Origin of the sequence: Pseudomonas sp. E6002 (assembly GCF_013385565.1) — a bacterium.
Classification (GTDB): Bacteria; Pseudomonadota; Gammaproteobacteria; order Pseudomonadales; family Pseudomonadaceae; genus Aquipseudomonas.
In genome coordinates, this window is sequence record NZ_JACAPT010000002.1 from 39,493 (window position 1) to 52,665 (window position 13,173).

The 13,173-nt window shown below is 61.2% G+C and carries 12 protein-coding genes; 3 read left to right on the forward strand and 9 right to left on the reverse strand.

Annotated features, from left to right (window positions below):
- Nucleotides 1-13: 13 nt before the first annotated feature.
- The 6 genes from HX815_RS02250 to HX815_RS02275 are packed head-to-tail and all read right to left on the reverse strand — an operon-like array spanning nt 14 to nt 5,636.
- A complete protein-coding gene (locus HX815_RS02250; protein ID WP_134327277.1) occupies nt 14-511 on the reverse strand; it encodes a fimbrial protein in 498 nt (165 codons plus the stop codon).
- Between the two features lie 10 nt (nt 512-521).
- Nucleotides 522-1,103: a fimbrial protein gene (locus HX815_RS02255; RefSeq protein WP_003216422.1), complete on the reverse strand. Its 582-nt coding sequence runs from the start codon at nt 1,101-1,103 to the stop codon at nt 522-524.
- A 21-nt stretch (nt 1,104-1,124) separates the two neighbouring features.
- Complete coding sequence (locus HX815_RS02260; protein WP_177027760.1) at nt 1,125-1,877, reverse strand: fimbria/pilus periplasmic chaperone; 753 nt, start codon at nt 1,875-1,877, stop codon at nt 1,125-1,127.
- Nucleotides 1,874-4,486, reverse strand: a complete 2,613-nt coding sequence (locus HX815_RS02265) for an outer membrane usher protein (protein ID WP_177027761.1) — start codon at nt 4,484-4,486, stop codon at nt 1,874-1,876. The genes HX815_RS02260 and HX815_RS02265 overlap by 4 nt, the downstream gene beginning before the upstream one ends.
- A gap of 16 nt (nt 4,487-4,502) precedes the next feature.
- Entirely contained in the window at nt 4,503-5,063 is a 561-nt protein-coding gene (locus HX815_RS02270) for a fimbrial protein (RefSeq protein WP_023659209.1), read from the reverse strand.
- A gap of 51 nt (nt 5,064-5,114) precedes the next feature.
- Nucleotides 5,115-5,636 (reverse strand): fimbrial protein, encoded by a 522-nt coding sequence (locus HX815_RS02275; protein WP_023659208.1) that lies wholly within the window; start codon nt 5,634-5,636, stop codon nt 5,115-5,117.
- Between the two features lie 540 nt (nt 5,637-6,176).
- Here HX815_RS02275 and HX815_RS02280 point away from each other — a divergent pair.
- Both HX815_RS02280 and HX815_RS02285 read left to right on the forward strand, forming a co-directional pair.
- Complete coding sequence (locus HX815_RS02280; protein WP_003216412.1) at nt 6,177-6,725, forward strand: PadR family transcriptional regulator; 549 nt, start codon at nt 6,177-6,179, stop codon at nt 6,723-6,725.
- Nucleotides 6,722-7,471: a siderophore-interacting protein gene (locus HX815_RS02285; protein ID WP_177008775.1), complete on the forward strand. Its 750-nt coding sequence runs from the start codon at nt 6,722-6,724 to the stop codon at nt 7,469-7,471. The genes HX815_RS02280 and HX815_RS02285 overlap by 4 nt, the downstream gene beginning before the upstream one ends.
- A 71-nt stretch (nt 7,472-7,542) precedes the next feature.
- Here HX815_RS02285 and HX815_RS02290 read toward each other — a convergent pair whose 3' ends face one another.
- Both HX815_RS02290 and HX815_RS02295 read right to left on the reverse strand, forming a co-directional pair.
- Nucleotides 7,543-8,184 carry a Pr6Pr family membrane protein gene (locus HX815_RS02290; RefSeq protein WP_177021802.1) on the reverse strand — a complete coding sequence of 214 codons (642 nt, stop codon included), beginning with the start codon at nt 8,182-8,184 and terminating at the stop codon, nt 7,543-7,545.
- 1 nt (nt 8,185) lies between these two features.
- Nucleotides 8,186-8,422 carry a VF530 family DNA-binding protein gene (locus HX815_RS02295; RefSeq protein ID WP_003216406.1) on the reverse strand — a complete coding sequence of 79 codons (237 nt, stop codon included), beginning with the start codon at nt 8,420-8,422 and terminating at the stop codon, nt 8,186-8,188.
- Nucleotides 8,423-8,800: 378 nt separating this feature from the next.
- On the opposite strand from HX815_RS02295, the gene HX815_RS02300 reads away from it, so the two are divergent.
- Entirely contained in the window at nt 8,801-10,819 is a 2,019-nt protein-coding gene (locus HX815_RS02300; protein ID WP_177027762.1) for a TonB-dependent receptor, read from the forward strand.
- 149 nt (nt 10,820-10,968) lie between these two features.
- Here HX815_RS02300 and HX815_RS02305 read toward each other — a convergent pair whose 3' ends face one another.
- Nucleotides 10,969-12,993 (reverse strand): c-type cytochrome, encoded by a 2,025-nt coding sequence (locus tag HX815_RS02305; RefSeq protein ID WP_177027763.1) that lies wholly within the window; start codon nt 12,991-12,993, stop codon nt 10,969-10,971.
- Between the last annotated feature and the right edge of the window lie 180 nt (nt 12,994-13,173).

Genomic DNA, 13,173 nt, shown 5'->3' on the forward strand with positions numbered 1-13,173 from the left:
GATCGTTTCCTCATTATTGGTACTCGATCACGAGGGTGGCGGCGGTCGCAAATGCCCCGCCCGTCAGCGTGCTGCCTGCGCGCTTGACCGGCACCGCCTGCACGACCGGAAAGGTCGGATGGGTAAACCTGAGCGGCGTGTTCAGCGGCCAGTCCGCCCCATTGGCGAAGAGCTTGACCCCCAGGTCGGTCTTGGGGGTCGAGAGCACTTTGTTATCAAACCCGGCTGCCGCGCCCTTGAGTTCCAGGGTCATCGCGTTGCTGTAAACGGGAGGACTGCAGGTGACGGTATACGGCACGTCCCGTCGATAATTCACGCCATCAATCCGTGACGTCAGCAGGTCATTGCCGAACGGCACATTCAGTGTGCCGCCGCTGTTAATCACGCACGGTGGAGGTGCAATGATGGTCGCGCGGATCGTCAGGTTGGTATCGGCCTGCACGCCCTGGCTGACCACCCACAGCAGTCCCGCACCGATAAAAATGGCCCACGGGCCGGTTAACCTGGTCATTGTTCTGCCCTTACTCATAATTGAGCCTGAAATCCACCACGGCCCGGAATGCACCGCTGGTCAGGGGTGCCGGGGTGCGCGTGGGCTGGACGTTCCAGGTCTGCGTGTTGCGGCCCAAGGGCAAGAACAATGGCTCCCCCCTTGAACCCAGCTGTACATCGCGCCCCTGGGAATCGGTCAGGCGCAGGCCCATCCCGGTGATGCCTTGCACCTTGACCAGCCGTGAATCGTCGGCATCGGCTGGTGCGATGAACGCTACCGAGAGCACCGGTTGATAAGCACTCCATGTCAGGTTCCCCGTGCGCTCACTGGCGATGCGGCCGGCGGTGCGCCGACAATCCTCGAACAGCAGTTGAAAGGCCACGGAGGTCGCCTGGTCACCCGGCCGTTGCAACTGGCTGGCCGATACCGGGCCCAGGTCGATCGTCTGGTGCAGGGATGCCATCTCCAGGCTGCAGGGAGTTTCATGCATGGACCCGAGAATGTTGAGCATCCCGACCATGCCCTCCACATCCTCGTCATCCGCGGCGTGCGCCGGCCCCATCAGGGCCAGCAACAGACCGCCCAAGACCTTCACTGTGTGCAACTTCATGACGTTCTCCGGCAGCAGGCACTACTGATTGGCCACAGACAGTTGCGTGTTCACCTTGCATGTCTCGCCACTGCAGGTGAACGCCAGCAGCGGACGGCCACCGTAATCATTCACGTAGGACAAATAGGGGGTGGTGCCGAGCTCCTTGGCAGTCGGCCCCAGGGCCTGCGTGCCTTTGGGCGGGACCATCACCGGCTCGAAGCCCGGTATGGTCTTGCCGTCCTTGCTGCTGCGCGCATCCACCAGGGTCACGTAGTAAGGCGTGGGGTTATTCACCCGGTAGTGATCGCCTTGCCGGGTAAGGGTCAGCTTTTCCTGCCATGGGTTGGACAGGTCCTGCTGGGTGGGGGTAATTGCCTGCGGCCGGTAAAACAATTTGATCCGGGTTTGCAGGGCGATTTGCAGGGTGTTGGGCTTGTCGCTGCGCGGCGGAATTTCCCGCAGGTTGAAGTAGTAGACCGTCTCCCGATCCTGGGGCAGCGATTTGGCGGCCGGCAACGCCTGGACTTTTACCTGGCTTTGCTTGCCGGGCTCCAGGCGTTGGACCGGTGGCAGCACGATCAACGGCGAGGTGATCTTGTTGCCCTCTTCATCCTCGATCCAGCCCTGGGCCAGATACGGCAACTGGGGGTTGTTGTTGGTGATGTTGACGCTGGTTGCGTCTTTGCCACCGTCGAAAATCACGCGGGTACGGTCCAGGCCGACAGCGGCGTTGGCGCTCTGGCTCAAGACCGCCAGCAGCAGTGCATAGGTAAAACGTGTGCTGTGTTTCATGAGGATGGGTTCTCCATAGTGTTTCGCTGGCCGGTCAGGGTGGCTGGCTCGGGTGAGGCTTGATCGACGGCTACCCTCTGGCAGCGCAGTTGCAGGGCATCGGTGAACGCATCCGTTGGCAACTCGACGGGCAGCGTCAGGACGCAGCGCTCGGTGCCGCCCCAACTGACGATCATCTGCTCGCCGGCCTGAATGCCGCTCAGGTAGACATCCCCGCCGTCATTCACCACCCCGGTGTCCTGCTGCTTGCGGTTTTTCACCGTGGCGCCGAAGGGCGGTGCGCTGCCATCCGGCAGGCGAAGAACCGCCATGGCTTTCTGGCCGGAAATCACTTCCAGGGATCGGTAGCCAATGGCCCCTTCGGTGAGGGTCAGTTGCGTCACGGATTGAGTGGCCTCGACATCGCTGGGCAATTTCTCCAGGTCAACACTGGCCGCCGTACGCTGGTAGCTGGTGATGTCGGAGATGACCGCCTTGCCGAACGCGTTGCTGCGGGTCGGCGTGCCGTAACCCCGCACGGGCACATCGGGCACACCGGCGGTATCGACCAGCAGCCGGGTTCCGCCGGTACTGGTGGTTCGATGCAGCGCCCCACCGTAAGGGGTGAGCGTGCCGCCGCCACGCACGGATGCGCTGAGGGTGCGGTTATTGCCTTGTTGCGTCGTGGCGCTGAGGTCGATGTCGGCCTGGTCACCAATATGGCTCAGGTAGCCGCTGGCCGAGGTGTCGCTGGCACTGACCTGGTAGCTGTTACGTTCATCCAGGCGATCGGCGTAGCGTGTGGTAAAGCTGTTTTTGCCGCCGGCCCTGTTGGCATCCATCGACAGGGTGCCGGTGGGTCCCAATGGCAGGCTGACCGTCAGCGCTGCTCCGTTGTCCTTATATTGGTATTCATGGGTGCGATATAAATTCAGCGACAGGCTCATGTTCCTGACAGAGCCCACGTTGAAGTAACGAGACGCCGACAGGTTCCAGCGCTGGGTGTCCGGCCGGTTCCAATAGGTTTGTTTGTTGTAGCTGGCATACACCGTGGTGTTCAGATCGCGGAACTGTTTGTTCACCGTGACCGTATACAGCGCCTTGTTACCGCCAATGGGTTTCCAGTGTTCAATGAAGTTACCGTCTTCATCGAACACGCCGCGCCCACCCAATTCACCGTTCAGCCCATAGTGCCGAGCATCCAGGTATTGGCTCATGCTCAAGTAGTTCTTCTCGGAGAACCGATAACCGGCGAAGGTGACCTGGCTGTCGTACTCTTCAAAGTTCTTGGAATATTGAAGGCGGTAGGATTTGCCCGAAAGTGTCTGGTTCCACAGGCTGGCGCGAGACTGGGTGACGTCCAGGGAAACGGCCCCGAACGCCAGCAAATCCCGCCCCGCCCCCACCGACAGCGCACGGTAGTTGTTATCCGTTATCGCACCGCCCAGCAGCGACCAACCATTGCTGATCCCCCAGGAAAACTCGCCGGTGCCGAAAAAGTCACCGTGGGAGTGGTACTGCAGATTGGACGGCCGCCCTGCAGACAGCTTGTAACGGACCTGCCCGGGACGCGTCAGGTAGGGAACGCCGGCCGTATCGAGCTGGAATTTCTGTACCGAACCGTCCTGCTCCTCGACCCGCACATCCAGCGTGCCGGACACGGCGTCGTTAAGGTCCTGGATCCGAAAAGGGCCTGCCGCCACCAGCGTTTCATAGAGCACACGCCCCTGCTGGCTGATGACAACCTTTGCATTGGTCTTGGCCACCCCGACCACTTCCGGTGCATAGCCCCGCAGGTTGGGCGGCAGCTGGCTTTCGTCTGACTTGAGCCCGGCACCGGTAAAGCGGAAGCTGTCGAACAGGTCCGAATACAGGTAGTCCTCGCCCAACACCAGGCGTGCCTTCAGCGCAGGAATGGCGCGATATGCGTAATAGCGACTCCACTCCAGTTTTTGCCGGCTGGCCTGCGCCTCGCGGTCTTTCTCGACACGCCCTTGCCAATCCGCCCGCAGGCGCCAGGCCCCGGCATTGGCCCCGAGTGTGCCGTTACCGCTGAGGTCATTGCGCGTACCGTCACCTTTGCGGTAGCTGGACTGCGCCGTCATGTTGTAGTCGACCAGCAGCCCCGGCACCCCCTCGTCCCAACGTGACGGCGGGTCCCAGTTGATGGCGCTGTATTCCAGGTAGGCCTGGGGAAGGTTGATGTCCAGGGTGGACGTGCCCAGGTCGGCACTGACCTCCATGCCGGGCAAGCCCATGACATCCAGGCACTGCCCGCCCTTCCACCACTTCAGCTGGTCAGCACCGGACGCCTTGAGGCCCAGTTGCTCGACAAGCTCGCGCGATAAACAGGGCACACTGCCTTTGGGATCATCATCGGGGGCAAAGAACGCCACCGATTGTTCAGATATAGGTTGGGTATTGAGCTGGACCACCATCGAGTAGGTGCCAGGCAAGATAAACCCACTGCGTGCAAACTGAGACAGGTCAATATTGGAGCGATCAATCAGATCAAGAACGTCGGTATTAAACTCAATATCCCCGGCGCCCATTGCAGTTCCAGCCAGTGATATCAACCCGCCAAAGAGGCTGGGGCGCAGCGTATTCATGACTTTCGACGTATTCAACATACACGCAACTCAATCTTCAAAAGTATTCCAACTTGAACCGCACTGCCGCGCGGTGAGCCCCTGCCAACAGCGGCACTCCGTTGCCCACCAGGCGGAGCCTGTAATGAAGTGTCATGTCGCCATCAACCACCGGCAGCAGCGCCATCGGCACTCCCGGCACACTCACCTGGCCAGCGGCGTCCTCAATATGGAAAGCAACCCCCTGCGAGGCCCCAAAGGCCGCAAAGGTGCGCCCGCCCATATCGCTGGGCCCGTCGAACGTCACGCGAAGATGCTCCCAGTCCGGCAGCGTTTCGCCGGGGCGCAGCGGGTCGGGACGCGTCACGGTGCAGTTGACCAGCCGTAGCTGGAACGGCTGCATTTGCCCCGCGCCCTCTCGCAACAAGCGGCCGATGGGTTCGGGAGGCATGTCGATGGTCTGATCGGCAGTGACCGCTTCCAGCCCGCAGGCCGAGTCGATGATCTCGCCTCCCAGCGTGACGAGCCCATCGCCTTGCACACGCGTCTGCGCGGCATCACAAGGGCTGATGAACAACGTCAATGAAGAGGCAATAGCGAGACTTATGAATGTTTTCACCTTGATCTCCCGCCAGTTTTCCCCCGCCACCAGTGGTGGCGGGGGAAACACTTACTGATAAGCCAAGGTGAAGTTGGTGACCGCGCTGAAATCACCAGGAACGATGTCGCCTGTCGCCTGGCCTTGTACGTAGGCGCCGAACTGCAGGGTGTTATTACCGGCAACAATGGCCTGCGGAGTGGTTGGCACGCCCAGCTCAATCGCTTTGCCGCCGTGGGTCATCATGATGCCGATGCCGCCCGCGCTGCCGACCGTGCCGATGCCGCCAGGCACAACGCTGGACGGTGCACCGGTGAAGGTAGTGGTCACGGTGTTATCGGTGAGGCCAGACAGGTCGCAACCTTCAAGCTCGATCGCCACGGGGCGGGCGGTGGACTTGCCGCCGGATTGCAACTGATGCTTTGCAATAGCGCCAAGTGCAACTGACTGATCCACAGACTCAGGCTTGATAGAGCAAGCACCCGAATGGACCGAACCGGTAAATGTAATCGTCCCGTCCGCCGCATTAGCAACAGAGATCGAACCTGCCAACAGGCCGACAGTCAACAGCGCAGCTTTTACTTTAGTCTTCATTTGCAGAGGCTCACATGTATTAAAAATCAAAACAAAATCCTGGCTAAGTTGCGCACAGGACTTAATTAACCCAGCGCCAGAACAATTTCCTGAAGCAATGGAAATCGGATGCTTTCCAATTACTTGTATTGCAATTCAGGAGTTCGTTCGAGGCCGGGCAATTATCCATTTCGATTTTGAATATGAAAGCCGGTCGATTCGCTTATTCACGTAGCCTTGTCACACCAAGACACATAGGAAAATTATGGCACTTCGCCAAAACTTTTGAATCAACCGTAAGAAACGGACTACATCAACTTAACGAGAATGATTTGGTGCAGAACAAGTCCGTAAGAATAGGATTACATATTATAAAAAACAACAGTAATTACTGGGGCACGCCAACTAACAAGTTGGCGAATATGTCGAAAGGGTCAGTGCGTTGATCGGCCCGTTTCGAGTCCCGTCTCACAAGACGCGAGATGACCGTTCGTCTGCCGGGGTTGCGGCGGCAATAAGATATATCTTAAGTTGTATCTAAACCAAACGAGAGCACCCGAAATGAGAGACCATCATTCACACCGCGACCCCGGTGACAGCCGCGACGGCTTCGACAAACGTCCAGGCCGCGAGCGCGGCGGCCGTGGCCCACGGGTCTTCGCGCCCGGCGACCTGAAACTGCTGCTGCCGGCGCTGATCGCCGAACAGCCGTGCCATGGCTACGACCTGATTCGCCGGATCGAGACCCTGTTCGACGGCGCCTACAGCCCCAGCCCCGGCGTGATCTACCCCACGCTGACCTTTCTCGAAGAAAGCGAATTGATTACCGGCGACGCCGAAGACGGAAAAAAACGCTACACAATCACCGACGCCGGTCGTCTCTTCTTAAGCGAACAGGCGGTTGCCCTCGAAGGCATTCGCATGCGCATGGATGTGAGCAAACGTTCGCTGCGGGGCCAGGACCGTCCGCCGGAAATCCACGAGGCGGTGCATAACCTGCGCCACGCCTTGCATTCGCACCACGGGCGCTGGAGCCCGGAAGAAATCGTTCGTGTCGCGGCGCTGCTCAACAGCACCGCCCAAGCCATTGCCGACGGGAAAGCTCAATGAATACCCAAGCCATCCACCGCGTGACCCACGAAATCAAACGCCGCCGCCTCGAAGTGCTGCGGGTGGTCGACATCACCCCGCGCATGCGCCGCATCACCCTGGGCGGGCCGGAACTGGCGGGCTTTATCAGCCTGGGCAGTGACGATCACATCAAGCTGCTGTTCCCACAGAACGCCGCCGAACAAGCGGCGCTGGACAGCCCCGACTTCAACCTGCGCGGCGACGGCCCGCAACCCGCCATGCGCGACTACACCCCACGCCGGTACGACCTGGACATCGGCGAGCTGGACATCGACTTCGTGCTGCATGGCGATGGCCCTGCCTCCACCTGGGCCGAGCAGGCCAAGGTCGGTCAGCACCTGCACATCGGCGGGCCGCGTGGCTCGATGATCGTGCCGGATATCTTCGACAGCTACCTGTTGATCGGCGATGAAACCGCGATTCCGGCGATTGCCCGGCGCCTGGACGAATTGCCGGCGGGGCGCAAGGTATTGGCGGTGATCGAGATCGCCAATGCGGCGGAACAGCAGCCGCTGGCCAGCGCTGCCGAAGTGGAAGTGATCTGGGTGGTGCGCGGCCAGGATGACCTGCTCGAGACGGTGCACAACCTGACGCTGCCGGGCGGTTCGCTGTACAGCTTTGTCGCCACCGAGAGCAAGCTCTCGCGCCAGGTACGGCGGGTGCTGCTGGACACGCACAACGTCAATGAGGCATTCCTCAAGGCCGTGGGTTACTGGCAACAGTGATCCCTGTAGGAGCGAGCTTGCTCGCGAAGAACCTGAGAGCGCCGCGTTAAACCAGACACACTGCGTTATCGTTAACGTTCTTCGCGAGCAAGCTCGCTCCTACAGATTTTATCCAGCCCCACCACCCCCAGAGCAATCAGCACAAACCCCACCAGAATCCCCCCGGCATTGATGAACACCTGTGGATAACCCAGGGTGTCCACGTTAATGAACGGATACTGATACAGCCCCCACACATACCCGCGCAACAACACATAGGCGAAGTACACCACCGGGTAAATCACCCACAGCCCGATGTGTTTGAGGCGCAGGCTGCCCTTGGGCACGCACCACCACCAATACGCGACAAACACCAACGGCATCACGTCGTGCAGCAGCTCGTCCGCCACAAACTGCACCCCCGCAGGCTGCCACATGTGGCGCAACAACAGGCTGTAGGCGAGGCTGACCACGACAATGCTCACGGCAATCCCGCTGCTGACTACGGGCCCGAGGAAGAACCGGCTCGCCGCGGTTGGCCGTTGCACCCACGCATGGGTCAACACCACCGCCACCAGGGTGTTGGTGAGCACGGTGAAGAAGCTGAAGAAATTCACCAGGCCCGGCAACAGGCTGGCGCCATCGACCCAGCGGAAGTAGAAAATGATGTACTGCTGCAGCGCCAGGCCGGCCCAACCGCCGAGGGCTGCGAGGCCGATAAGGTGACGTTTCACCTCAGTCCTCGACCGGTCGCTTGGTGCGCATCAACTTCACGTACAAACCTTCGACCTTCTCCCGCGCCCACGGGGTCTTGCGCAGGAACGACAGGCTCGACTTGATGCTCGGGTCACTGGAAAAACAGCGGATGTTGATGCGCTCGGCCAGGCCTTCCCATTGGTAATGCGCCACCAGCGCGGTGAGGACCTGTTCCAGGGTGACGCCGTGCAGTGGGTCTTTGTTTGTCGCGGTCATGCCGGGCCTTTTGTGCAGAAAAGAAGAAAACGAAGCCGCGCACCTTAGCGGACGGGCCGTGCGGGTGGAAGCGTTGCCTTCACTATAGGCCACTGTTCGATCGTTCCCACGCCCTGCATGGGAATGCCGAATTGGACGCTCTGCGTCCCTCGGTCGACGCAAGTTTTAACCCTGCGCAATGGTGACGCAGAGCGTCACGGCATGCATTTCCACGCAGAGCGTGGGAACGATCAGCGTGGGAGTGATCGAGCGGGGTTTGGGAAAGTTCCCCTTGGCAGGGAAAAAAGTGATGTTATATTGTAACGATAACTATCAAAGGGTATCGAATCCCTTACCGTTTTCAGCCTTCTCTTTTTGCCGTTTGCCAAGGAACGACCGATGTCCCTCTCTTCTCTCTGGCGCCTCACCCCGCTGGCCGCCGCCCTGTTCATCACCTCCCAGGCCAACGCCCTGGAACTGCAACCTCAAGTCATCACCGGCAACCCGCTGGGCAGCGAAACCCTCGCTTCTCCCACCACCGTGCTCGAAGGCGATGACCTGACCCTGCAACAAAAAGGCAGCCTGGGTGAAACCCTGAACAAGCAGCCCGGTGTGTCGTCGTCGTACTTCGGCCCGGGGGCCAGCCGGCCGATCATTCGTGGCCAGGATGGTGACCGCATTCGCCTACTGCGCAACGGAGTCGGCGCGCTGGATGCCTCGTCGTTGTCCTATGACCACGCCGTGCCGCTGGACCCGGTCAACGTCGACCGCATCGAAATCGTGCGTGGCCCGGCCGCCCTGCTCTATGGCGGCAGCGCCATCGGCGGCGTGGTCAATACCTTCGACAACCGCATCCCCACCGAAGCCATCGAAGGCATTCACGGGGCCGGTGAATTGCGCTACGGCGGCGCCGACACCACCCGCAGCAGCGCTGGCAAACTGGAAGCCGGCAACGGCACCTTCGCCTTGCACCTGGACGCCAGCGCGCGGGAATTCAACGACCTGAAAATCCCCGGCTTTGCCCGCAGCCGCCATGCACCGCCAAGCGACGACGGTGAAGGCAAGAACGGTCGCCTCGGCAACAGCGACGGACGCCAGGACGGTGGTGCAGTCGGCGGTTCCTACACTTGGGACGACGGTTACGCCGGGCTGTCCTACAGCAACTACGACAGCAACTACGGCTCCCCGGCCGAGCAGGACGTGCGCATCCGCATGAAGCAGGATCACTACGCCTTTGCGTCCGAAATCCGCAACCTGCAAGGCCCGTTCACCTCGGTCAAACTCGACGCCGGCTATACCGACTACAAGCACATGGAAATCGAAGGCGGCGAGACCGGCACCACCTTCAAGAACAAGGGCTATGAAGCCCGGGTGGAAGCGCGACACTTGCCGATCGGGCCCTTCAACGGCGTGGTGGGCGCCCAAGTCAGTCGTAATGAATTCTCGGCCCTGGGTGAAGAAGCCTTCGTGCCGCAGACCGATACCAACGCCGGCGCGCTGTTTATCCTCGAAGAAATGCAGGCCACCGAGCGCCTCAAGCTGAGCCTCGGCGGGCGCCTGGAACACACTAACGTCGACCCGGACGGCAAAGGCAACGCACGCTTCGCCAATGCCGACAAATCCGCCGACTTCACCGCCGGCAGCCTGTCGTCCGGCGCGGTGTACACCCTCACGCCGATCTGGTCCCTGGCCGCCACCCTCGGCTACACCGAACGTGCCCCGACCTTCTACGAGCTGTATGCCAACGGCGCTCACGTCGCCACCGGCACCTATGAACTGGGCGACGCCAACCTGTCGAAAGAAAAAGCCGTGTCCAGCGACCTGGCGCTGCGCTTCGACAACGGCACCCACAAGGGCAGCTTCGGCGTGTTCTACAGCCACTTCTCCAACTACATCGGCCTGCTGGGCAGCGGTCGCACCTTGAATGACGAAGGCGAGGAAGACGCCGGCGGCATCCCTGAGTACAAATATTCCGGTGTGCGTGCGCGTTTCGCAGGCTTTGAAGCCCAGGATCACATCAAGCTGGGGGAAGGTGCCTACGGCAAGTTTGCGCTGGAACTGTCGGGCGACTACACCCGTGCAACCAACCTGGACACGGGTGAAGCGTTGCCCCGCATTGCGCCGTTGCGTTTGAACAGCGGCCTCTTGTGGGAACTGGATCGCTGGCAGGCGCGGATTGACGTTGAACACGCGGCGGGCCAGGGGCGGGTGCCGGATAACGAAAGCGGTACCGACGGCTACACCACGTTGGGCGCCAGCGCCGGCTACCGCTTCAATGTCGGCGGCAGCCAGTGGCTGGCGTTCGTCAACGGCGAGAACCTGACGAACCAGACCGTGCGCTACGCCAGTTCGATCCTGCGGGACATCGCCCCTGCGCCGGGGCGGAGTGTGCAGGTCGGGTTGCGTACCACCTTTTAAAAGCTGATTGAAACCTCTGTGGCGAGGGAGCTTGCTCCCGCTGGAGTGCGTAGCGCTCCCACTATTTTGGGGCCGCTGCGCAGCCCAGCGGGAGCAAGCTCCCTCGCCACAATAAGCACTTTTGCTACAGTCCCGGTGTTAACGCTTAACTAGTACCGCGCATCCACGGGCTTACCCCCCTTCGGCCAGTCCTTCACCTTGTCCGGGAAATCCGGACGAGGTTGTTGGGAGAAGTACGCTGCCACATCCACCGCCTCCTGATCCGACAACCCGCCCTGCCCCAACGGGAATTTCTCGTGGAAACCGATCGGCATGTTGCGTTTGACGAACGCCGCCGCCGTGTACAGCCGCGCCATCCCCGCCCCGATATTGAACGACTGCTCGCCCCACAACGGCGGGTACACCAACTCGCCATCCGCCCGCGTCAACCCTTGGCCATTGTCGCCATGGCACACCGCGCATTGCCGGGCGTACACCTGCCTGCCATTCTGCATATCCGGCTTGATCGCCGGGTCGACCTTGCCCACCCCGCGCCCGGCGACCTTGTCTTCGGGCCTGGTGTTGTTTTTCATCCAGTCGAAGTACGCCACCATCGCCTGCATCTCCGCCGATTCCGCTGGCAACGGCTTGCCATTCATCGAGCGACGGAAGCAGCCGTTGATCCGCTCTTCCAGGCTCACCACCTTGCCCGCACGCGGCGCATAGCTCGGGAAAAATGCCGAGACGCCCACAAACGGCGAACCATCCGCCACGGTGCCGGCGTTGAGATGGCAGCTGGTGCAGTTCAGCGAGTTGCCCACGTTATTGGGCAGCAGTTCCTTGGTCTGCAGGTGCAGGCGCATGCCGCGTACCACCTGATCGGCATTCGGCGCCGCCAACAATTCGGCCAGGCGTGGGGTTTCAAACGCTGACGAATCGGTGGTGACCGGGTTGAGCTGCCCGCGCATTTTCTTCACTTGGGCAGCCGTGACAGGCGTGCCTTCGTTGCCCCAACTGCTGCGCACGAAACTGAGGATTTCAGCGATTTCCTGATCCGCCAACCGCGCAAACCCAGGCATGGTGTAGACCCGTGGATGGGCTGCGGTCTCGGCGGTTTCCCAACCGGTGAGGGTGATGTGCAGCAGTGACGTCGGGTTGTTCGAGGCAACGCTCGGGTTGCCGGCCAACGGCGGGAACAGCCCTTTCACCCCGCCGCCATCGCTGCGGTGGCAGTCACTGCAAAACTGCATGTAACCCAGGCCACCACGGCTGGTGAACAAGTCCTTGGGCGGTGCGGCGGGTTCGTGGGCCACGGCGGGCATCGGCAGGTCGTCCTTGCCCGGCGGCAGGGATTTGAGATACGTCGCGATGGCGGTCAAATCGGCATCGGTGAAGTGTTGGGTACTGTGATGAATCACATCCGCCATGTTGCCCGCGACCGTGGCAAAGCGGTTCTGCCCGGTCTTGAGCAATTGCACGGTGTCGTCCACCGTCCACAGGTTGCGCAGGCTCAAGGCGCGCCAGTGCTCGACAGTCTCACCGGCCAGGTAATGCCGGCCACTGCGGCCCGCGTCGCTCAGGGCTTTTTCCTGGAAGGCGATGCCGCGCGGGGTGTGGCACGAGCCGCAGTGGCCCAGGCCCTGGACGAGGTAGGCGCCACGGTTAAGCACGTCATCCTTCGCCGGGTCCGGCACGAATGGTTGCTTGTCGAGAAACGCCAAATTCCACAACGCCAGGCCCCAGCGCTGGTTGAACGGGAAGCCCATCTCGGCGTCCAGGTTGGGTTTGTTCACCGCCTCCACGCCCTGCATCAGGTAGGCGAACAAGGCGCGCATGTCGCCTTCGCTCATCTTCGCGTAGGACGGGTAAGGCATCGCCGGGTACAGGTTCTGCCCGGCCGGCGTCACGCCTTCACGCATCACCCGGTCGAACTGCTCGAAGGTGTACTGGCCGATGCCGGTGTCACGGTCCGGGGTGATGTTGCTCGAGTAGATCGTGCCCATTGGCGTGCCCAGTTCCAGCCCGCCGGCCATTTGCGCGCCTTGCCTGGCGGTGTGGCAGGCGATGCAGTCGCCCAGTTGGGCAACGTATTTGCCCTGTTCGATCAGCGTGGGGTCGGCTTCGTTGGCGTGCAGGGGAAGGGACAGGCACAGCACCACCCCCACAAGGCCCAGACGTGACAGGGGAAAAATCATCGCACTATTCCTTTAATAACCCGGCCTGGGGCGGTCCCCTCGGCGCAGGTCTGCAATCGTTTTTATTGGGTCATCAGGCAGATAACCGGGGCATGGCCAGCCCCAGCTTCGTTGTAGCGGATTTTTTGCGCGCGGCCCTTGATGTGGATCAGGCGCCATGTTCTACAGTGGAACTGAAAT